The organism is Dactylosporangium sucinum, from assembly GCF_014647515.1.
GTDB classification, from domain to species: domain Bacteria; phylum Actinomycetota; class Actinomycetes; order Mycobacteriales; family Micromonosporaceae; genus Dactylosporangium; species Dactylosporangium sucinum.
On sequence record NZ_BMPI01000042.1, the window covers coordinates 1 to 21,247 of the forward strand.

Annotated in this window: 19 protein-coding genes; 11 read left to right on the forward strand and 8 right to left on the reverse strand. The window is 73.2% G+C overall.

Annotation, left to right across the window (positions count from 1 at the left end; genetic code table 11):
- Positions 1-237 precede the first annotated feature (237 nt).
- Both IEZ31_RS34910 and IEZ31_RS34915 read left to right on the forward strand, forming a co-directional pair.
- Entirely contained in the window at positions 238-1,629 is a 1,392-nt protein-coding gene (locus tag IEZ31_RS34910; protein ID WP_190254337.1) for a CoA-binding protein, read from the forward strand.
- On the forward strand, positions 1,626-2,543 hold the full coding sequence (locus IEZ31_RS34915; protein WP_190254338.1) for a TIGR03621 family F420-dependent LLM class oxidoreductase: 918 nt from the start codon (positions 1,626-1,628) through the stop codon (positions 2,541-2,543). Before IEZ31_RS34910 ends, IEZ31_RS34915 begins: the two co-directional genes overlap by 4 nt.
- Positions 2,544-2,545: 2 nt before the next feature.
- On the opposite strand, the gene IEZ31_RS34920 is transcribed toward IEZ31_RS34915, so the two are convergent.
- A complete protein-coding gene (locus tag IEZ31_RS34920) occupies positions 2,546-3,112 on the reverse strand; it encodes a TetR/AcrR family transcriptional regulator (protein ID WP_190254339.1) in 567 nt (188 codons plus the stop codon).
- A 61-nt stretch (positions 3,113-3,173) separates the two neighbouring features.
- On the opposite strand from IEZ31_RS34920, the gene IEZ31_RS34925 reads away from it, so the two are divergent.
- The 3 genes from IEZ31_RS34925 (at position 3,174) to IEZ31_RS34935 (ending at position 6,535) form a co-directional block, all read left to right on the forward strand.
- Complete coding sequence (locus IEZ31_RS34925) at positions 3,174-3,950, forward strand: phytanoyl-CoA dioxygenase family protein (RefSeq protein WP_190254340.1); 777 nt, start codon at positions 3,174-3,176, stop codon at positions 3,948-3,950.
- A gap of 82 nt (positions 3,951-4,032) precedes the next feature.
- Positions 4,033-5,019, forward strand: a complete 987-nt coding sequence (locus tag IEZ31_RS34930; protein ID WP_190254341.1) for a phosphotriesterase family protein — start codon at positions 4,033-4,035, stop codon at positions 5,017-5,019.
- A 10-nt stretch (positions 5,020-5,029) separates the two neighbouring features.
- Positions 5,030-6,535 (forward strand): AMP-binding protein, encoded by a 1,506-nt coding sequence (locus IEZ31_RS34935; RefSeq protein ID WP_190254342.1) that lies wholly within the window; start codon positions 5,030-5,032, stop codon positions 6,533-6,535.
- On the opposite strand, the gene IEZ31_RS34940 is transcribed toward IEZ31_RS34935, so the two are convergent.
- The 5 genes from IEZ31_RS34940 to IEZ31_RS34960 form a co-directional block, all read right to left on the reverse strand.
- Positions 6,458-8,803, reverse strand: a complete 2,346-nt coding sequence (locus IEZ31_RS34940) for a putative bifunctional diguanylate cyclase/phosphodiesterase (RefSeq protein WP_190254343.1) — start codon at positions 8,801-8,803, stop codon at positions 6,458-6,460. The two genes, IEZ31_RS34935 and IEZ31_RS34940, sit on opposite strands and share 78 nt — an antisense overlap.
- A 185-nt stretch (positions 8,804-8,988) precedes the next feature.
- Entirely contained in the window at positions 8,989-10,596 is a 1,608-nt protein-coding gene (locus IEZ31_RS34945) for a beta-1,3-glucanase family protein (protein WP_190254344.1), read from the reverse strand.
- Positions 10,597-10,849: 253 nt separating this feature from the next.
- Positions 10,850-11,752, reverse strand: coding sequence for a cyclase family protein (locus IEZ31_RS34950; RefSeq protein WP_229836115.1), 903 nt, complete (start codon positions 11,750-11,752; stop codon positions 10,850-10,852).
- Positions 11,749-12,636: an alpha/beta hydrolase gene (locus tag IEZ31_RS34955; RefSeq protein WP_190254345.1), complete on the reverse strand. Its 888-nt coding sequence runs from the start codon at positions 12,634-12,636 to the stop codon at positions 11,749-11,751. The genes IEZ31_RS34950 and IEZ31_RS34955 overlap by 4 nt, the downstream gene beginning before the upstream one ends.
- Positions 12,633-13,481, reverse strand: a complete 849-nt coding sequence (locus tag IEZ31_RS34960; RefSeq protein ID WP_190254346.1) for a TIGR03619 family F420-dependent LLM class oxidoreductase — start codon at positions 13,479-13,481, stop codon at positions 12,633-12,635. The genes IEZ31_RS34955 and IEZ31_RS34960 overlap by 4 nt, the downstream gene beginning before the upstream one ends.
- 98 nt (positions 13,482-13,579) lie before the next feature.
- Between IEZ31_RS34960 and IEZ31_RS34965 the strand changes: the two genes are divergently transcribed.
- Entirely contained in the window at positions 13,580-14,353 is a 774-nt protein-coding gene (locus tag IEZ31_RS34965; RefSeq protein ID WP_190254347.1) for a hypothetical protein, read from the forward strand.
- A gap of 139 nt (positions 14,354-14,492) precedes the next feature.
- On the opposite strand, the gene IEZ31_RS34970 is transcribed toward IEZ31_RS34965, so the two are convergent.
- Together IEZ31_RS34970 and IEZ31_RS34975 are read right to left on the reverse strand one after the other, a co-directional pair.
- Positions 14,493-15,671 (reverse strand): flavin reductase, encoded by a 1,179-nt coding sequence (locus tag IEZ31_RS34970; RefSeq protein ID WP_190254348.1) that lies wholly within the window; start codon positions 15,669-15,671, stop codon positions 14,493-14,495.
- 33 nt (positions 15,672-15,704) lie between these two features.
- On the reverse strand, positions 15,705-16,199 hold the full coding sequence (locus IEZ31_RS34975) for a MaoC/PaaZ C-terminal domain-containing protein (RefSeq protein WP_190254349.1): 495 nt from the start codon (positions 16,197-16,199) through the stop codon (positions 15,705-15,707).
- A gap of 92 nt (positions 16,200-16,291) precedes the next feature.
- Between IEZ31_RS34975 and IEZ31_RS34980 the strand changes: the two genes are divergently transcribed.
- The 5 genes from IEZ31_RS34980 to IEZ31_RS35000 form a co-directional block, all read left to right on the forward strand.
- Complete coding sequence (locus tag IEZ31_RS34980; protein WP_190254350.1) at positions 16,292-17,434, forward strand: ABC transporter substrate-binding protein; 1,143 nt, start codon at positions 16,292-16,294, stop codon at positions 17,432-17,434.
- Positions 17,435-17,436: 2 nt separating this feature from the next.
- Positions 17,437-18,219, forward strand: a complete 783-nt coding sequence (locus tag IEZ31_RS34985; protein WP_190254351.1) for an ABC transporter ATP-binding protein — start codon at positions 17,437-17,439, stop codon at positions 18,217-18,219.
- Positions 18,212-19,078 carry an ABC transporter permease gene (locus IEZ31_RS34990; RefSeq protein WP_190254352.1) on the forward strand — a complete coding sequence of 289 codons (867 nt, stop codon included), beginning with the start codon at positions 18,212-18,214 and terminating at the stop codon, positions 19,076-19,078. The genes IEZ31_RS34985 and IEZ31_RS34990 overlap by 8 nt, the downstream gene beginning before the upstream one ends.
- Positions 19,078-19,485, forward strand: a complete 408-nt coding sequence (locus IEZ31_RS34995) for a Zn-ribbon domain-containing OB-fold protein (RefSeq protein ID WP_190254353.1) — start codon at positions 19,078-19,080, stop codon at positions 19,483-19,485. Before IEZ31_RS34990 ends, IEZ31_RS34995 begins: the two co-directional genes overlap by 1 nt.
- A partial coding sequence (locus tag IEZ31_RS35000; RefSeq protein WP_190254354.1) for an acetate--CoA ligase family protein occupies positions 19,482-21,247 on the forward strand: 1,766 nt, incomplete at its 3' end. The genes IEZ31_RS34995 and IEZ31_RS35000, both read left to right, overlap by 4 nt.

Consider the following 21,247-nt stretch of genomic DNA (forward strand, 5'->3'; position numbering starts at 1 on the left):
AAGCCCACGGAGCCAGGAACAGAGCAAGAGTGCGGCGCGCAGCGACGCATGGGGAGTGTGGGGTGGGAACCCCCCACGAAACCGGGGGCGAAGCCCACTGAGCCAGGAACAGAGCAAGAGTGCGTCGCGCAGCGACGCATGGGGGGTGTGGGGTGGGAACCCCCCACGAAACCGGGGGCGAAGCCCACGGAGCCAGGAACAGCTACCGACTTCGGGCCGCTCTTCTCCCCGCGCACCGTGGCGGTCGCCGGGGCCTCGGCGACCAAGCAGGGGTTCGGGAACCGGTTCCTCCAGGCGTACCGGACCGCCGGCTGGACGGACGGCACCCTGTTCGCGATCCACCCGACCGCCGACCGGATCGACGGGGTGCCGGCGGTGCCCTCGGTCGCCGACATCCCCGGCGGCGTCGACTACCTCCTCGTCACCGTCCCCGCCGCGCAGGCCCCGGCGCTCGTCGCCGGCACCGCCGGGGCGGCCCGCTTCGTGCAGGTCGTCAGCGGCGGCTTCGGCGAGACCGGCGCCGGTGGTGCCGACCGCGAGCGGGAGCTGCTCGACGCGCTGCGCTCGGCGAAGACCCGGCTGCTCGGCCCCAACTGCCTCGGCACGTACGCGCCGCGCGGCCGGCAGGTGTTCACCTTCGGCCAGAGCCTGGAGCCCGGCCCGGTCAGCGTCCTGTCGCAGAGCGGTGGCCTCGCCGGCGACATCACCACGGCGGGCGGCCGGCGCGGCATCCGGTTCGCCAGGGTGGTGAGCCTCGGCAACGGCATCGACGTCGCGCCCGGCGAGCTGCTGGAGTGGCTGGTCGACGACCCGGAGACCGAGGTCGTCGGCGCCTACCTGGAGGGCCCGCGCGACGGCGCCCGCCTGGTCCGCGCGCTGCGCCGGGCCGCCGGCCGCAAGCCGGTGGTGCTCCTGCCCGGCGGCCTGAGCCGGCAGGGCGCCGAGGCGGTCGCCTCGCACACCGGCTCGCTGGCGGGCGACGACCGCCTGTGGGACGCCATCGCCGCCGGCACCGGCGCGATCCGGGTGTCCACCCTGGAGGACTTCCTGGGCGTGCTGCGGATGCTGCAGGTGTACGCGCACCGCCCCGCTCCTGCCGGCTCCGACGTCCTGGTGGTGGGCCCCGGGGGCGGCGCCTCTGTCCTGGCGACCGACGCCTGCGACCGGGCCGGCCTGACGCTCGCCCCGATCGTGGCGGCGACCCGGCAGGCGTTGCGGGAGAACGGCTTCGGCGCCGGAACGAGCGTCAGCAACCCCGTCGAGGTGCCGATCGGGCCGGCCTCCGCACCGGATCTGGCGGCACGGGTGCTCGGCCCCGTCCTGGCCGGCCAGCCCTATCCGGACGTGCTGCTGCACGTCAACGTGCAGAGCTACTTCAGCTACGGCACGGGCGACCTCACCCCGCTCGTCGACCTTCTGGGCCGGCTGCCCGAGCTGGCCGGGCCGGCCCGGGTGACCGTGGCCGCGCGCAACCTCGACACCGCCCCCGGCGACGCGGCCGACCGCATCGGCGCCGCCGCCGTCGCCGCCGGCGTCCCCCTCTTCGGCACGCTCGACGCCGCCGCCACCGCGATCGCCGCGGTCAAGCGGTGGACGCGATCCCAGGCAACGGAAGGCAGGCCCGCATGACCCGCCGGGAGTTCCGCTTCGGAGCCGTCGTCCGGCTCGCCGACTCGGCCAGAGCCTGGGCCGAGAAGGCCCGGATGCTGGAGGACTCGGGCTTCGACATCCTCTTCGTCCCCGACCACTTCGTCGGCCCGCGCTTCGCGCCGATGCCGGCGCTGACCGCGGCCGCGTGCGCCACGACCCGGCTGCGGCTGGGCACGATGGTGCTCTCCAACGACTACCGGCACCCGGTGGCCCTGGCGAAGGAGGCGGCCACCGTCGACCTGCTCTCCGACGGCCGCCTGGAGCTGGGCATCGGCACGGGCTGGATGCGGATGGAGTACGACAAGGCGGGCCTGACGTTCGACCCGCCGGCCGTGCGGGTGGCGCGCCTGGCCGAGGCGCTGACCGTCCTCAAGGGACTCTGGCGCGGCGGCCCGTTCTCGTACTCCGGCGAGCACTACCGCATCGACGAGCTGGCCATGGAGCCGCTGCCGAAGCAGCGCCCGCACCCGCGCATCCTGCTCGGCGGCGGCGGACCGGCGATGCTCCGGCTGGCCGCCCGCGAGGCCGACGCGATCAACCTGGCCGTCCAGGTGCGCGCCGACGGCACCGCACCGTCGGAGGCCGACGCCGGCGTGGCCGCGTTCGTCCGCAAGATCGACCTGGTCCGCGAGGCGGCCGGCGAGCGCTGGACCACGCTGGACGTCGGCACGAGCGTGCAGCAGATCGGCGCGGCGAGCCGCCTCGGTGAGTGGAGCGCGGCCAACGTGGGCCCGCAGGCCGAGACGCCGCAGGTGCTGCTGGGCAGCGTCGAGGAGCGCGTCGACAAGCTGCGGTACTGGCGCGACGAGCACGGCCTGAACTACTTCGTCCTGCACAACGACCGCGACCTCGACGACTTCCTGCCGGTCGTCAAGGCCCTCGCCGGCACGTGATGTCACCGCGCGCCGAGGACGAGCTCGACGATGGCCGTCGCCAGGTCCGGGCGGTCGCCGCCGCGGAACACCAGGTGGAAGACCACGGCGCCGACCAGGACGTCGAAGAGCAGGTCCGGGTCGGTCGACGCCGGGGCCTCGCCCCGCGTGACGGCGCCCTCGACCACGGCCCGGAACTGGCCGCGGGCCGCCGCCTCCAGCGGGTCCCGCGCGTGCTCGCGCAGCTCGGAGCCGCGCTCGAACAGCGGCAGCAGGCCGGGCAGGGCGGCGCGCGTCTCCGGCCGCGAGTACGACCGCACCGCGGCCTCCACCAGGCGCAGCACGTCACGGCGGAAGTCGCCGCTGTCGCCGATCGGCGCGATGTCGTCGGCCGGGAACGCCGCGTCGTAGACCAGCAGGGCCTTGGACGGCCAGCGGCGGTACACCGTCGGGCGGGTCACCCCGGCCCGCTGCGCCACCAGCTCGTAGCTCAGCCGCTCGTAGCCGACCTCGGCCAGCAGCTCCCGGGTCGCCGCCAGCACCGCGGCGTCGGTGGTCGCCACCCGGGGACGGCCTCGCTCCCTTGACATCGCGCTCCTTCCGTTGCTTTCCTTTACGTGTCGTATCGTAAACCATTTAGAGGGAGGGCGCATGACCGACCCCGTCCGCCGCCTCAGGGACGAAGAGGTTGAGTTCTACACCGAGCACGGCTGGCTCCACGCACCGGCTCTGGTCTCCGGCGACCTGGTCGAGCGCCTGGCCGCCAAGGCGCACGAGCTGCACCGCCCCAGCGGCGCCGTGTCCGTGTCCGCCGTGGCCCAGGCCTTCGGGCAGAACCGCGGCCTCGCCGAGGTCGACCCCGACTTCGCCCAGCCGGTGTTCTCGCCCGTGATGGCCGACAACGCGGCCCGGCTCATGCCCGGCAAGCCGCAGGTCCGGCTGCAGATCAACAACCTGCTCATCAAGGAGCCCGCCGGCGGCACCCACGGCGCCACCCAGTTCCACCAGGACTTCCCCTGGTTCCCGATGGACCGGGCCGTCATGCTCACCGTCTGGATGGCCCTGGTCGACACCCCGGCCGACATGGGCTCGCTGCGCTTCTACGACCGCTCGCACCGCTTCGGCCCGCTCGGGCGCTCGTTCGTCCGCGACGGCGATGCCGTGGTCGAGCAGCACCCGTGGCTCGGCGACCTGGAGCTCTCGCCGCCGCTGCACCTCAAGCCCGGCGACGCGACCATCCACACCGCGCTGACGGTCCACGGCGCCGCGCCCAACGTCCACACCAGCCCGCGGCTGTCGTTCGCCTGGACGTACTTCGACGCCGGCACCCTGTACACGGGCTCGCCGTTCAAGCAGACCGACGACCTCGGCCTCAGGATCAACGAGGTCTTCGACCACCCCGACTTCCCGATCGTCGCGCGGGCATGAGCGGTTCCGGAGCGAAGCGGAGGAGGCCGCTCATCATGGGCTCAGTATGGAACTCAGGCGGCCGGAACGAAGTGGAGGCCGCATGAGTGGCACCGTTGCCACCGTGACGGGGCCCGTGCCGGCGGAGACGCTCGGCACGACCCTCATGCACGAGCACGTCTTCGGCCTCTCCCCCGAGATCCTGTGGAACTGGCCCGACATCCCCGAGGGCTGGGACGAGATGTCCCGGGCCCAGGAGGCCGCGGACAAGCTCAACGCGCTCAAGCGGGCCGGCATCGACACGATCGTCGACCTCACGGTGATCGGCCTCGGCCGGTTCGTGCCCGCCGTCCAGCGGGTCGCCGAGCTGACCGACGTGAACATCATCGTCGCGACGGGCGTCTACACCTACGACACGCTGCCCGGGTACTTCGCCCACCGCGGGCCCGGCACCATCTTCGGCGGCCCGGACCGCATGGTGGAGTTCTTCGTCCGCGACATCACCGAGGGCATCGGCCGGACCGGCGTGCGGGCCGGCATCCTCAAGTGCGCCACCGACCACCAGGGTGTGACCCCGGGCGTCGAGCGCGTGCTGCGGGCGGTCGCCCAGGCCCACCGGGCGACCGGCGCGCCGATCTCGACGCACACCGAGTCGAGCACCCGGCGCGGCCTCGACCAGCAGAAGATCTTCGCCGAGGAGGGCGTCGACCTGAGCCGGGTCGTCATCGGCCACGCCGGCGACTCGACCGACATCGGCTACCTCGAGGAGCTGATCGCCGCCGGGTCGTACCTCGGCATGGACCGCTTCGGCATCGACAGCATCTGCCCGTTCGAGACCCGGGTGGCCACGGTGGCGACGCTGTGCGAGCGCGGCCACGCCGACCGGATGGTGCTCTCGCACGACGCGTTCTGCTTCAGCGACCGCATCGACGCCGTCAAGCAGCGGCAGATGTTCCCCAACTACCACATGCTGCACATCTCCCAGGACGTCCTGCCGGCGCTGCGCGCCCGCGGGGTCACCGAGGAGCAGATCCACACGATGATGGTCGCCAACCCGCGGCAGATCTTCGCGCAGCAGGGCGCCTACTAGGAGGCAGGGTATGGATACGGTCCATCGGCTCACACTGGGCGACCTGGCGCGCGAGCACCGCCGCAGCCGCCCGGGCGGGACCGCCGCGGTGGACGGCGACGAGCGGCTGTCCTACGTGGACCTCGACGACCGCGCGAACCGGGTCGCGAACGCGCTCGCCGCCGCGGGCGTCGGGACCGGCGACCGCGTGCTGTGGCTCGGGCAGACCTCGGCCCGGGTGCTCGAGCTGCTGCTCGGCTGCGCCAAGCTCGGCGCCGTGCTCTGCCCGGCCAACGCCCGGCAGTCGGCCGACGAGCTGCGGTTCGTGCTGGGCGACCTGGACCCGCGGGTCGTCGTCTGGCAGTCGGCGCTGGGCGACGCGGCCCGCGAGGTCCGGGACGCGCGGTTCATCGAGGCCGGCGACGAGTACCGGGCGTGGCTCGACGCGGCTTCCCCGACCGACGACGAGCGGTCCGTCGACCCCGGCCTGCCCGTGCTGGCGCTCTACACCGCCGCGTTCGACGGCCGGCCGAACGCGGCCCTGCTGTCCCACACGGCGCTGCTCGCCCACAGCGTGTCGATCGGCTGGATCCGCCAGATCGAGCCCGGCTTCACGTACCTCAACTCCGGCCCGCTGTTCCACGTCGGCACGATGATGTTCTGCCTCGCCACGTTCCACCTGGGCGGCACCAACGTGTTCACGCCGGGCTTCGTGCCGGCCGAGGTCTGCCGCCTCATCGAACGGGAGCGGTGCACGTCGGCGTTCCTCTACGGCCCGATGCTCGACCAGCTGGTCGAGGCGAACACCGGGGAGGACGGCAAAGCGCGGCGCGACCTGTCCAGCCTGCACTTCAGCGCCGGCAGCGACGCGTGGAACGCGATGATCACGGTCGACGAGAGCCCCTGGGGCCGCGCGCTCGGCGGCTACGGCCAGTCCGAGGTGGCCGGCATGCTCACGTTCACCGGCCTGGGGCTCGGCGCGCTCGGCTCGCACGGCCGGCCGTCGCCGTTCGCGCAGGTGCGCATCGTCGACGCCGGCGGGGCCGAGGTGCCGGCCGGCGAGGTCGGCGAGATGGTCGCCCGGGGGCCGATCATGTTCAGCGGGTACTGGAACCGGGCCGAGCTCAACGCGGCGAAGCAGGCCGGCGGGTGGCACCACACCGGCGACCTGGCCCGCCGGGAGAGCGACGGCACGATCACGTTCATCGGCCCGAAGCTACGCATGATCAAGTCGGGCGGCGAGAACGTCTACCCGGCCGAGGTGGAGCGGGCCCTGACCACCCATCCCGGCATCAAGGAGGCCGCGGTCATCGGCGTGCCGGACGAGCGGTGGGGCCAGACCGTGAAGGCCGTCGTTGTCGCGTCGGACCCCTCGTTGACCGCCGAGGACGTGGTCGCCCACGTGCGGGAGCGGATCGCGTCGTACAAGAAGCCGAGCCACGTCGTCTTCACCGGCGCGCTACCGCGACGCGGGTTCACCCCCGACTACGACGCCCTCGACGAGGCCCATGGCGGGGGCGGCTACCCGATCGTCTAGGCGCTGGCGGGCCAGCAGGCGCGACACGTCCTCGGCGGTCATCGGCTGGGCCAGGTGGTAGCCCTGGCCCAGCGTGTAGCCGAGCTCGCGGAGCACGGCCGCCTGCTCGGGGCTCTCGACCCCTTCGGCGACGGTGGCGAGGCCGAGCGCGTGGGCGAGCTGGATCACGGCGCGGGCCACCGCCCGCCGGGCGTCCGCGGCGGCCGGCTGGCCGTCGTCGATCTCGATGCCGTCGACGAAGGACTTGTCCAGCTTGACGATCGTCGCCGGGAACGCCCGCAGCAGGCTCAGCGACGATTCGCCGGTACCGAAGTCGTCCAGGGCGAGGCGGATGCCCATGCGGTCGAGCTCGAACAGCGTCCGGGAGACCTGCTGGCCGCGCAGCACCGCCGACTCGGTCACCTCGAGCACCAGCCGCTCGCAGGGCAGCCCGCTGTCGGCGAGCGCGGCGGCGACGTCGGCCACGAAGTCGGGGTCGTGCAGCTGCCGCGCGGACACGTTCACCCCCGCCTCGGGCAGCGCGTCCGGCCCGAACTCGGCCGACCACGCGGCCGCCTGGCGGCACGCCTCGCGCAGCACGAACCGGCCCAGCGGCACGATGAGGCCGGTCTGCTCGGCGGCCGGGATGAACTCGGCCGGGCGGATCGCGCCGCGGGTCGGGTGCTGCCAGCGGACCAGCGCCTCGACGCCGGTCACCCGCTGGTCCTCGAGCCGCAGGATCGGCTGGTAGACGACCTGCAGCTCGTCGTTGTCGAGGGCGCGGCGCAGCTCGCCGCCGAGCTGCATGTGGGCCAGGACGGGTTCGCCCAGGCCGTCGACGTAGCGCACGAAGCCCGCCTTGCCGCGCTGCTTGGCCGTGTACATCGCGACGTCGGCGTCGCGGAGCACCGAGTCGACGGTCGCGCCCGGGCGGTGCGGGCCGGCGTCGGCGATCCCGATGCTGGCCTGCACGAGCAGGCGGTGCTCGCTGATCGGCCGGCTGAGCGCGGCCAGCAGCCGGCCGGCCAGCTCCTCGGGGTCCGCCTCGGCGCCGGTGAGCAGGACGGCGAACTCGTCGCCGCCGACCCGCACCGGCAGGCCGGCGTCCCCGGTCTCGGCCCGCAGCAGCTGCGCGACGGAGACGAGCAGCCGGTCGCCCACGCCGTGGCCGAGCAGGTCGTTGACGGCCTTGAAGTCGTCGAGGTCGACGAGCAGCACCGCCGCCCGGCCCGTCGTGGCCAGGGCCGTCGCCAGCCGCTCGCGGAACAGTGCCCGGTTGGCCAGCCCGGTCAGGCCGTCGTGGCTGACCTCGTACTGCAGCCGCTCCTCCTGCAGCCGCGTGTTGCGCAGCAGCCGGGCGTTCTCGCGGTACGCGATGAGCTGCCGCAGCGTCACCAGCGCGGTCACCACGACGGCGGCGATCACGGCGACCCGACCGGGCCAGCGCAGCGGCGCACCGCAGGCGATCGCGACCAGCGGCAGGTCGGCCGCCGCCACGGCCAGGTAGGGCAGCAGCTCGCCGGTCCGGCCCGGGTCGCGGCTCCCGCGCGACTGCGCCGCGACGCCGAGGGTGGCCAGCATCGGGGCGAGCGGCATCACGATCGCCGCGGTGGGTACGCCGGCGTCGTACCCGAACCAGACCGCGAGCACGGCCACGACCCCGGCGGTGACGCCACCGGCCGCGGCGACGCACCGGATCGCCACCCGGTCGACGGGGCCGCCGGCCACGTAGGACACCTTCGTCGCGGCGCCGACGGCGACCAGGAACGCCAGCCCGACCAGCAGCATCGCCTGCCGGCTCCACGGCTCGCGGGCCGACAGCATCGGCGCCAGCCCGAGGTACCAGAGCACGGTCGCGCAGCCGAGGAAGGCGATCGTGCGGTCGAGGACGATGCGCCACCGCTCGGCGCCGCCCGCCGGGACCACGGGCACCCGGCCGACCGCCCAGATCGCGATGCCGAACCCGATCGCCACGCACGCCGCCGCCGGCACCGGCATGCTGCGCGTGCGGGCCTGGTCGGCGTGGGTGAGCATGTCCACGGCCAGCCAGCCGTAGCCGACGGTCATCGCGGCGAACGCGACGAGCAGGCCGCGCCAGAACCGCCGGGCGACGGGGTCGAGCCCTCCACCGCGGAGCAAGTGCTGGACGGACGCGGTGGCGAACACCCCGCCGACGGGGACGAAGACGTATGCGAACGCGCCGGTGCCGGTGCCGGCGGCGGTCCAGGCCGCGCCGAGGGCGACGACGCCGGCGGTGGCCAGCACGTAGACCCGGGCCGCCTGCGTCACGGCCCTGACGATATCGGCCCCGATAAGCGGTACATCTCACCCGAACGTGCCGAGTTCACCGTCGCAGCGCCAAACCCCCTCCGCGCCGATCTTGCAGTTGTGGTGGTTGACAAACCGGGACAATCGCGGCGTGTCGCGGCACCACAACTGCAAGATCGACGGGGCCGGCGAGGGCGCGGCGGGGGTTAGGTCAGGAGGGTCCAGCGCTGGGCGTTGCTGCCGTTGCAGTCCCAGATCTGGACCTGGGTGCCCGGCGTGGTCGAGCCGCTCGGGACGTCGAGGCAGCGGTTGGCCTGCGGGTTGTAGAACGAGCCGTCGGCCCGCTTGATGAACACCTGCGCACCCGTCGCGTTGCAGTCCCACAGCTGGAGTTTCGTGCCGTTGGCCGTGGCGCCGTTCGGGATGTCGAGGCACTTGCCGAGCGCGCGCAGCGTGCTGCCGGCCTCCACGTAGGTCCACTGCTGGGCACCCGTGCCGTTGCAGGTGTAGATCTGCACCGGCGTGCCGTTCGCGGTACCGCTGGAGCGAACGTCCAGGCAGGGACCGTTGGCGTTGACCAGGGCGTTCGCGCCCGGCTGGCCGCCGCCACCGCCGCCACCGCCGGTGAACGGGCTGAGGATGATCGACGCCGAGCGCGGGTCGCCGTCGTTGACCAGCGACTCGAACGCGCCCACGTCGTCGAAGGCGAACGCGTACGCCTTCCCGTCGGTCATGTTCGCGTGGATGATCTTCGCGTACTGGTTGGTCGGGTTGCTCTTGTAGAAGTCGCCCGCGTTGAGGCTCGGCTGGGTGTCGATCGTGCCCAGCGTGCCCCGGTTGAGCGCGGCGCAGAGCGTGCGCGAGATCGGCCCGACGACGAGGTCGTTGGGCGCGGCCAGGTTGCCGTCGCAGCCCCACACGTTGGCGCTGGAGGGCTTGTTGAACTGGGCCACCACCGCGCCGGACGAGTTGGTGAAGGTCATGACGTTGCCGCTGGTGCGCCCGAAGTACCGCGTGTTCGGCTGGTCGGCGAACGGCACCACGGTCAGCGTCTTGCTCGTGTAGGCGTTCCAGGCGGAGGTGATGTACGAGTCGAGGTAGGTGCTGCTGAACCGGCCCGCGCCGGCCGCCTTGCCGGGCGAGAGCACCCGCAGGACGGTGCCGTCGGCCCGGGTGTCGACGGTGTTCGCCCATCCGGACTGGGCCTTGATGGCGTTGATGACGTTCGTTCGCCCGTTGGCCACCACGTCGCCGGTCCGCTTCGTGACGCCGTTGGCGCCGGTCACGGTGACGGCGTGCGGGATGGCGAACATGTCGACCTGCGAGCTGTTGAGCCACAGGCCGGCGTCGTTGTAGGTGAACTCGCTCCAGTCGAACAGGATGTTCTGGTTCGCGTCGCCGGCCGCCCAGGGCGCCGGCTGGACCAGGCCGTCGGGGGTCAGGAAGAATTTGATCCGCTCGCCGAGCGAGAAGTACACCCGGCCGGAGAACCCGCGCGGGAACCGGATCGTGGTGCTGCCGCCGTTGCCGGGCCCGGCGATCGAGACGTCCGGGGCGGGCGCGGGCGGGATGGCGCCGCCGCTCCAGGCGGTGAAGGTGCCGGCCGAGTTCACGTACCCGAGACGCCCGGTGGCCAGGTTGACGCCGAGGATGTAGAGGAAGACCGCCTCGCCGCGGCCGGTGTTGTTGGTGACGGTGACGGGAAGCGGGTTGGGCCCGATGGCCTGGGCCGGCGTACCGGCGACGACGAGGGCGGCGGGTATCGCGACGACGAGCGCCGCGACCCGGCGGAGCACCCTGCGAAGACGATGCATGACGGGGCGCCTCACTTTCGAAGTGGTTGGCGGACAGGCGCTTCGGGCTGGCGGGCCCGGGAAACGCTCTCCGACGCTTGGCCGGAGCGTCAGAGCATGCTGAAGAAGCACTCCGCGGTCGGTGAGGGCGGATCCGCGAGAGCGCTCTCACGGTAAGAAGCTGTAAGGGTTCCTGTCAATAGACAGCAGTCGTTGCGGCCCACCCCTCGAAGGCGCGGGCCCGCTCATGGGTCATCACGCGAGCCCGGCGGACCTACAGGACGGCGAGGGGATTGACCGGGCTGGCGGTGCCGCCCTCGACGGTCAGCGGGGCCAGCATGAACAGGAACTCGGTCGCACCCAGGGTGGCCAGCTCCTCCAGCCACAGCATCTCCAGCAGGTGGATGCCGTGCCGCCACAGGAACAGCAGGTGCAGGTCCTCCTCCAGGGGCTCGGTGCAGCGGCCGTGGTCGTCCAGGGCGGCGATGGCCGCGTTGTCCATGGCGACCAGGGCGACGTCGCGCTCGGCCAGCCACAGGCCGGCCTCGTAGGACAGGCCGGGCTGCGGGTGCTGGTAGCGGCCGGGGTCCGACGCGTGCACCAGCGGCCAGCCGGTGCGGATGACCACCGCGTCGCCCGGCCGGATGTCCGCGCCGTCCAGCAGGTCCGCGCCGATGCGGAAGCCGCCGTCCAGGTGGGGCACGCCGAGCGCGGCGGCCACGTCCAGGAAGACACCGCGGGTCACGATGCCGCCCGCCTTGTCGATGCCGCAGCGCGTCGCGCCGTAGCTGCGGACGCGGGCCGCGTCGTGGCCGTTGTAGAGCTTGTCGCCCGTCCACATGTGGCACAGCGCGTCCAGGTGCGTGGTCGTGCCGTGCGGGGAGACCACCAGGGCGTCGTCGCAGACGCACACGCCGGGGCCGATCGGGCGGACGCCCGCGGCGTAGTCGGCGCCGTCGACGGACATGAAGTGCTGCGGCAGCGGGCGGCCCGGGAGGTGGGGCACGCCCAGGCGGGCCGGGCTCGACGTCGAGCCGCGGATCGGCAGGGCCAGGCTCACCACGCGGCCCTGGCGGACGCTGCCCATGGCCGCCAGCACGACCTCCGGGGTCAGCAGGTTGAGCGTGCCCCGCTCGTCGTCGGCGCCCCAGCGGCCCCAGTTGTGCGGCTCGATCACGTCGGCTCCCCTCGGTGCAGTGCGGCCCGGAGCACGGACACGTACTCGGCGACGGCGGCCCGGCTCACCCGGGCCTTGGGCGCTACGGCGCCGAAGCCGTGCGGCACACCCGGAACGACGTGCAGCTCGACCGGGACGCCGTCGCGCTGCATGGCGAGGGCGTACGCGATCGCCTCGTCGCGCAGGCAGTCCAGGCCGGCGGCGAGGACGTACGCGGGGGCGACGCCCGCCAGGTCGGTGGCGCGCAGCGGCGCGGCGTACACCGGTACCGGAGCGCCCCTGAGACCGCGGAGGTAGTGGGCCCAGCAGGTCTCCGCGTCGGCGCGGCTGAACACGGCCGCGCCGGCGCCCGCGCGCATCGACGCCGTGCCGAGCCGGTCGTCGAGGACCGGCTGGGTGAGCAGCTGGAACGCCAGCGCCGGACCGCCGCTGTCGCGGGCCAGCAGGGCGAGCCCGGCGGCCAGCCCGCCACCGGCGCTGGCGCCCGCGACGGCGATCCGGGCCGGGTCGGCGCCCGGCAGGCCGCCGGAGGCGAGCCAGGTGAGCACGGTGTAGCCGTCGTCGAGCGCGGCCGGGTACGGGTGCTCGGGCGCGAGCCGGTAGTCGACGGCGACCACGATCGCGTCGGCGCCGGTGGCGAGCCGCGCGCAGAGCCGGTCGTCGTCGGCGGCCGAGCCGATGCAGAAGCCGCCGGCGTGACACCACACGACGACGGGCAGGGCGCCGCCGGCGTCGGCGGGCCGGTGGACGCGCACGCCGGGGCCGACGTCGAGGACGGCGACCCCGTCGGCAACGGCCGGAGCCGCACGGCGCAGCACCGACGGGTTGGTGAAGTCGAGCCGGCCGAAGGCGAGCGCCGCCGGAAGCACCTCCGGGTCCGTCATCGGATGCCGTACCGGTCGGCGAACTCGGTCAGCTGGCGCACGGCGTCGCGGGAGCGGGTGGCCGGGCGCACGATCAGCCGGTGCACGCCGAGCGCGGCGAAGCGCGGTACCTCCTCCGGCGTGGCCTCGAACGCGCTGACCGTGGTCTGGAAGCCGGCCGGATCGCGCCCCGCCGACTCCAGCTGCTGGTGGAGCGCCTCGACCTGCGGCGTGGCGCTCGCCAGCGTGTGCGGCATGCTGATCCAGCCGTCACACAGCCGCACCGCCCGGCGCAGCGACACGGCGCCCTCGCCGCCGGCCAGCAGCGGCGGGTGCGGCTGCGCGACGGGCTTCGGGGCGAACACCACGTTGTCGAACGAGTAGAAGCGCCCGTGGTGGTTGACGACCGGCTCCGTCCACAGCCGCTTGGCGACCTCGATCGCCTCGTCGAGGCGCTTGCCGCGGTCGGCGAAGTCCAGCTCGACGGCCCGCCACTCGGCGGCCAGCCAGCCGGCGCCGACCCCGACGAGCGCCCGGCCCCCGGAGATCCAGTCGAGGGTGCCGAACGCCCGGGCGGCGACGAGCGGGTGGCGCAGGCCGAAGAGGTAGACGTACGTGCCGAGCTTGATCCGGTGGGTCCGGGCGGCGATGGCGGCCAGGAACGCCGGCGCGTCGAACAGCGGGGTGTCCGGCGGGACGGGCGGCGCGCCGTCGGCCGCGCCCGGGTACGCCGAGTCGGCCATGTCGGTGGTGAAGACGAGATGTTCGGGAATCCAGACGGACTCGTAGCCGAGCTCGTCGGCCGCGACGGCGACGTCGCTCCAGACGGCGGGGTGCAGCAGACCGAGGTTGACGCCGAACCGCATGACGAGATCCTACCAAACGCTTGGTTGGGCGTTGACCCCCAAATTCCGGTGAGCTTAGGGTTGAGCCAATCAAGCGTTAGGTCAAGGAGGCAACCGCCGTGCACCGGGGCATCTACCTGCTCGAAGAGGTCTACTTCCATCCCATGCACTCCCAGCGCCCGTTGGACTACCTGCGCTGGCTGACCGGCTACAAGCGGGCCGACGAGGACCGCACGACCGGCGACGCCGAGCTCACCAGCGGGATGTCGGTCCGCTCCCACGACATCGACCTCGTCGGCGCGTTCTACGCCGTCGGCATCACCGGGCACGTGCAGTTCAAGGCCGTGACGCTGTGGGACTGCATCGGCGGCTGGGACGGCGGCTGGCGGCAGATGCTCGACATCTACGGCAACGTCGACCCGCGGCTGTTCCTGTCGAACATCGACGGCATGCGCCACCACGCCTACTCCCGGCCGATGGGCGGGGTGCCGGGCACCCCGGACCTGCAGGGGCTGCGGGCGGAGGGCTACACGGCGCCGTTCTTCCTCTACGACGTGGCGACCGTGCGCCCCGGCGCCGCCCTGGACTACCTGGCCGCCGTGCGCGAGCAGCGGGCCCCGATCCTCGCCGACTACAACCACCGCCTGGTCGGACTGTACGAGGTACTGCTGAACGACTCCGAGGTGGTCACGTTCTGGGGCACCGACATGGACTCGCACCTGGCGGTGCAGCGGGCGTACGACGCCGCGCTCGGGCTCGACGACGAGGTGCCCGGCGACGAGCGGCTGCTGCAGTGGCGCCGCACGGCCCGGGAGTTCCTCACCGGGCCGTGGCAGGAGGGGCTGCTGGCGCCGTTCCCCGGTTCGCGGCTGTCGAACCAGCCGACTCGCTGAAGCGTTCGCCGACGTTGGTCGATCTACCCAGGTAGATCGACCAACGTCTGTGCGAAGCGCGGCATGGCGGCCGCAACCGGACGGCGGCCGCCGAGCGCGACGTCCGGCCGGAACCGGACGGCGGCCGCCGAGCGCCGCGTCAGGCCGGAACCGGACGGCGGCCGCCGAGCGCCGCGGTCACGGCGTCCGCGGCCAGCAGCATCCGGTCGCGGTACCGGTACACGTCCGCCAGCGAGGACTCGTGCGGCAGCCCGTAGATGCTCAGCAGCAGCACCACGTCGCCGTCCGGCCCGAACACCGGCACGTTGAGGTTGCGCACCTGGTAGGTCGCGCGGGCACCGAGGTCCTCCGGCTCGTACTCCCCGCCGAGCCGGTCGACCACCCGCCGGACGTGCTGCCACTCCTGCTCCCGCGGCCCGCGCAGCGGCAGCAGGGCCAGGGCCACCTCGAGCTCCCGGTGCGACGCGCTGCCCAGCCCGAGCGACCAGCCGCGCTCCTGCACGCGGGCCAGCACCTGCCGGTGCCGCTGCACGTCCGACAGGGCGGCGCCCGGCCCGAGCCGGGCCAGCCACTCCGCCACGGCGGCCTCGCCGGCCCAGGCGACGAACGGGCCGCCGAGCGGCGGGACGAACGGGATGCGCTGGCCGACCCGGGTCGGCACCGAACGACCGTTCGGGCGCCCGGTGCAGGCGAGGATCGCCAGCTCACCCCCGACCAGGGCGGTGGCCAGGCACTCCACCCCGAGGTCGGCGGCGACCTGCTCCATCGTCGGCCGGGCCAGGTCGACCTGCCACAGCAGCTCGGCCAGGTCGGGCTCGGCCGGCGCGGTCAGCGACATCGGGGCGAACCGGCCGTAGCCGCCCTGGAAGAACACCAGCGGCAGCGAGGGCCGCGCGACGTCGAGGCCGAGGACCCGCCCCACGGCGATGTAGTGGTCGCCCGCCTCGTGCAGCACGTCCAGCTCGCAGTCGATCCAGGCGACCGCACCGTCGAGCACCGGAGCGCCGGACGGCAGCCGCCGCCAGGCGATCCCGGCGAACTTGTCCGCGCCCTTGGCCGCCATCGCCCGGCAGATGTGCTCCTGGTCGGCGGCGAGGACGTTGACGCAGAACGCGCCGGCCGCGCGGATCTTCGGGAACGTGGTGGAGCTCTTGTCCGGGAAGAACGCGACCAGCGGCGGGTCGAGCGAGACCGAGGTGAACGAGCCGACCGCCATGCCGACCGGCACGCCGTCGTCGCCGCACGCCGTGATGACGGTGACCCCCGTCGGGTAGTGCCCCAGCACCTGCCGGAACTGCTTCGGGTCGAAGGTTGGCATGCGCCTCACTCTATTAAACAAGCGATTGCTTGACTAGACGGCGTCGCCGGGCCCGGCCGAAGGCTCTCGCCGCAGGCAGAGCACGTCAAGGGTGCCGGTTACCGCGGTCACGCCCCGCTCGACAACCTCGATCGCATAGTCAAATCCGACCCGCCCGACAAGAGGCCGGCGCGACGGCGTCAGCGTGCGCACCGCCATCCGCACCCGCACCGTGTCGCCGACGACCACGGCGGCCACGAAGGTGATCGTCTGGCCGAGCATCGCCTGCCCCGTCCCGGCGAAGATGCCGAGGCGTTCCTGCAGGCCGGAGGCGATGGCGACGGCGAGCAGGCCCTGCGGCACCACCGTGCCGAACGGGCTGTGCTCGCGCGCGAAAGCGCTGTCGACGTGGATCGGGTTGAAGTCGCCGGTGAACATCGACCAGAACGTGAGGTCGGTCTGGGTCACCGTGCGGCCCTGGGTGACGAACTCCTCGTCGACGGTGAAGTCCTCGAAGTACCGGGCCGCCGGCCCGACTGGCGTCTGCATCGCTCCAGCGTCGCCGGATCCCGGTGATCAAACAAGCGCTTGACCAAGAGAGTGACCGCTGATAGGAACGAGACGGCCGAAAGGAGACCGCCATGTCCCGCAGGTCCGCTCTCACCGCCGCGACCGTCCTCACCGCCCTGCTGTTGTCCTCAGCGTGCAACGGCGGTGGCGGCACCCCCGTCGCCGAGTCGACCGTCGCCGGCAGCCCGTGCGGCGCCGGGGGCAGGTCCGACCCGGCCAACCGCGACGCCAAGCGCCCGGTCGCCCGGTGCGACAAGGGCCTGCCCGGCCCGCGGCCGCTGCCGCAGACGGTCAAGCTGCGCTTCGCCACCGCGGTCAAGGCCGAGTTCATCGCGCCGCTGCTGCTCGCGCAGAGCAAGGGCGAGTTCCAGAAGGAGAACCTCGACGTCGAGATCGTGGTGCTGCCCTTCGCCGATTCGGTGCCGCAGGTGCTGTCCGGCAACCTCGACGGCACGACCGGCTCGCTCGAGGCCGGCTTCTTCAACGCCGTGAACAAGGACATCGACCTCACGTGGGTCGCCGGCAACTTCTACCCGCCGGACGCCGCCGACCCGGCCAAGGCCCAGACCGGCCTGTGGGCCCGCAAGAGCCTGTTCACCGACCCGGCCAAGCCCGACCTGGCCCAGCTCAAGGGCAAGAAGCTGGCCAGCAACGTCGGCTTCACCAGCTCGACCACGTATCCGATGGCCGAGGCGTTCAAGAGCAACGGCATCTCGGTCAACGACGTCGAGATCGTCAAGATCCCGAGCGCCGACCAGGTGACCGCGCTGAAGAACGGCGCCGCCGACATGGCCTGGCTCGTCGACCCCTACTGGCTGCCGATCGCCAACGACAGCAACTACGTCCTCGTCGCGACCCAGCCGGCCGGCGAGCCGCTCGGCGGGTTCTTCTTCGGCCCGGCGCTCGTCGGCGAGAAGCGGGCCGCGGGCGTGGCGTTCGTGCGGGCCCTCGTGCGGACCATCAACACCTACCTCGCCGGGGACTACCAGAGCGACCCCGCCGCCGTGCAGGCCATCGCCGAGACGACCGGCGCCACCGCGGAGGCGATCAAGGGCACGCCGTCGCTGGTCTTCGACTGGGAGATCCGCGCCGGTACCACGCAGCGCGAGCAGGACTGGTTCCTGCAGCTCGGCCGGGTCGACTACAAGACCGCGATCGCCGAGTCCGAGCTGGTCGACCGGTCCTTCTACACCGACGCCGTCGAGGGGCGCTGACCATGACCGCCGCCATCCTCGCCGAAGGCGTCCGGCGCGACTTCGGCGCCGTGTCCGGCCTCGGCCCGCTCGACCTCACGATCGACGACGGCGAGTTCGTCTGCGTCGTCGGCCCGTCCGGCTGCGGCAAGTCCACGTTCCTGCGCATCGTCGCCGGGATCCTGCGGCCCACGGCCGGCGAGGTCACCATCGCCACCCGCGGTGACGGCAAGGTGCCGCTGTCGATGGTCTTCCAGGACCACGGCATCTACCCCTGGAAGACCGTGGAGCAGAACGTCCGCTTCGCGCTGGAGGTCAACGGCTTCGGCCGGGCCGAGGCGCGGCAGCGCACCGACCACTGGCTCGGCCAGCTCGGCCTGGCCGAGTTCCGCAAGGCGTACCCCAGCACCCTCTCCGGCGGCATGCGCCAGCGGGTCGGCATCGCCCGGGCCTTCGCGCTCGACCCGGAGATCCTGCTCATGGACGAGCCGTTCGCGGCGCTCGACGCCCAGCTCCGCCAGGTGCTCCAGGAGGAGCTGCTCGGGCTGTGGCAGCGGGACCGCCGCACGGTGGTGTTCGTGACGCACAGCCTGGAGGAGGCCATCCTGCTCGGCGACCGGGTCGTGGTGATGAGCGCCCGGCCCGGCCGGGTGGTGCGCTCGACCGAGGTGCCGTTCGAGCGGCCACGCGCCGCCGCGGTCCGCGACTCGGCGGCCTTCGCCGACCTCAAGGCGCAGCTGTGGGACTGCCTGCGGCACGAGGTCGACGCCTACCTGGCGACCGTTTCCGGAGGTACCGATGCCTAGCCAGACCCTGACGCGGGCCGAACGGCAGCGGATCCTGCGCACGCCGGGCCGCCACGAGCTCGCCCCGGAGCGCTGGATGCGCCTGCTGCGGCTGCGCGACCTCGCCCTCGGCGCCGGCGTGCCGCTGCTGCTCGCCGTGCTGTGGCAGGTCGCCTGCGACGCCGGCTGGATCGACCGGCGGCTCTACCCGTCGCCGCTGGACATCATCCGCACCGCGGGCGACATGTGGCAGCGCGACACGCTCTGGCCGGACCTGCTGGCCAGCCTGCGCCGCACCGGGCTCGGCTACGTCATCGGGTCGGCCGTCGGTGCGCTCTTCGGGGTGGCGATGGGGCTGTGGCGGCCGATCCGCGCGGCGCTCGACCCGCTGCTCAACGCGCTGTACACGGTACCGAAGCTGGCTCTGTTGCCGGTGTTCCTCACCGTCTTCGGCTTCGGCGAGCTGCCGGTCGTGGCCCTGATCGCGGTCACCGTGTTCTTCTTCATCTGGATCTCCACGATGTCGGCCATGGTCGCGGTGCCGGAGGGCTACCGGGAGGCGGGCGTGACGCTCAACCTGTCGACCTGGCAGATGTTCCGCCACGTGATGCTGCCGGCCGCGCTGCCGGAGATCTTCGTGGGGCTGCGGATCGCGGCCGGCGTGTCGGTGCTCATCCTGGTCGGCGTCGAGTTCGTGCTCGGCGGCAACGGCCTCGGCCACGTCATCGAGCAGGGCCGCACGACGCTCGTGCTCGGCCAGACGTACGTCGGCATCGTCGTCGTCGCGCTCGTCGGCCTGGTGTTCTCGGTGGTGGTCCAGCTCATCGGCCGGCTGCTGATGCCCTGGAGCCGGGCCGGCTCGGTCATGCGGCAGCTGTGATGACGCCCCCGATCCCCGTCGTCAGCGACCTCGCCGCGCCCTACTGGGCGGCGGCGCAGGAACGCCGGCTCGTGCTCCAGCGCTGCGACCGGTGTGAGCGCTGGCACCACTTCCCCATCGACCGCTGCCCCTCGTGCGGCACGTCGGACGCGCTCGCCTGGCACGAGGTGAGCGGCAACGGCGCCGTCTACACGTTCAGCGTCGTGCACGGCCGGGCCGCCGCGCCGGGTTTCGCCGACGCCACGCCGTACGTCATCGCCTGGATCGACCTCGACGAGGGCGTCCGCGCGTTCGGCAACGTCGTGGGCTGCGACCCGTCGTCGGTCCACATCGGCATGCCGGTCCGCGTCGTCTTCGAGGAGCGCGGAGGCTTCGGGCTCGTTCCGAACTTTGGAGTCGCGGCATGAGTTTCCTTCGTCCCAACGGCATCGCCGTCGTCGGTGCCTCGGAGGGTTCGGTCTGGACCCGGTCGCTGCTGCACAACCTCGAGACCGTCGGCGGCGGCCCGGTCCACCTGGTCAACCCGAAGGGCGGCCGGCAGTTCGGCCGCCCGGTCGCCCGCAGCATCGGCGAGCTGTCCGATGTCGACACCGCGTTCGTGGTGCTGAGCGCCCAGCGGGTGCTGCCGGCGCTGCGCGAGGCGACCGACATCGGGGTGCGCAACGCGGTCGTGCTCGCGTCCGGGTTCGCCGAGGCCGGCACCGACGGGCAGCGCCGGCAGGCCGAGCTCGCCGCGCTGGCCGCGGAGACCGGTCTGCGCGTGCTCGGGCCCAACAGCCTGGGCCTGCTCAACCTGTGCGACGGCGTGGGCATGCTCGCGTCCGGCCTGCAGCTGCCCGCGCCGGGCACGGTCGCGGTGGTGAGCCAGAGCGGGGGGCTTTCCCGTGCGGTACTGCGGCTCGCCAACGCCCACGGAGTCGGCATCAGCCACGTGGTGACGACCGGCAACGAGAGCGTCATCGACTGCGCCGACGTCATCGACGCGCTGCTCGACGACGGCCGCAGCCGGTGCATCGCGGTGTTCGCCGAGTCGGTCCGCCGCCCCCGGGCGTTCCTCGACGCCGCCACCCGCGCCCTCGCCGCCGGCGTGCCGGTCGTGCTGCTCAAGGTCGGGCGCACCGACGCCGGCCAGCGGGTGAGCGCCGCCCACACCGGCGGGCTCGCCAACGACCACGCGATCCTGGCCGGGCTGCTGCGCCAGCACGGCGTCGTCGAGGTCGACTCCCTCGAGGACCTCGTCGTCGTCGCCGGGCTGCTCGCCCGGACCGGCCGGCTCCCGGGCAACCGGGTCGCGGTGCTCTCCCCCTCGGGCGGGCGCTGCACGCTCATCGCCGACGAGGCGCAGGCCGCCGGCGTCGACCTGCCGGCGCTGCAGCCGGCGACCCGCGCGAAGGTCGACGAGGTGCTCGGCACGCCGGTGGCGGTGTCGAACCCGCTCGACGTCACCGGCGCGTTCGTCACCGAGCCGTCGGTGTTCCGCCGGCTGCTCGACGCCCTCGCCGCCGACGGGTCCATCGACCTCGTGGTGGTCGCGCTGGACCTGCCCGACCCGGGCACTCCGGCGGCGCGGGTGCTGGAGCGGCTGTTCGCGGACATGCGCGAGGTGTCGGCGTCGGGGCCGCTGCCGGTACTCCTGCTGGAGACGACGTACGCCGAGCTGACGCCTTCCCGTGAGCTGCTGCAGCGTGAGCTCGGCATCGAGTGGAGCCTGCCGGGCGTGCACCACGGCCTGCGCGCTCTTGCGCGGGCGTTGTGGTGGTCGCAGGTTGTCGTCTCGCGCGATACCGCCGACGTTGCTTCGGTCGACCTACCGGGTTCGATGTCGGAGTTCGTCGCGCGGGAGGTGCTGGGGCGCTTCGGGGTGCCGCTCGTGCCCGCGGTGCTGGCGAGGACCGCCGACGACGCGGTGGCCGCGGCCTTCCGCGTCGGCTTCCCGGTCGTGGTCAAGGTGAGCAGCCCGTCGCTGGCCCACAAGTCCGACGTGGGCGGGGTGGTCCTCGACGTCCGCGACGCCCCGTCGGTCGCGGCGGCCTTCACCCGGGTCGTCTCCGTCGCCGCGGAGGTCGACGGCGCCCTGGTCTCCCCCATGCGTACCGGCGGGCTCGAGCTGATCGTCGGCGTCCTCGACCATCCGCAGTGGGGACCGCTGCTCGCGGTCGGCCTGGGCGG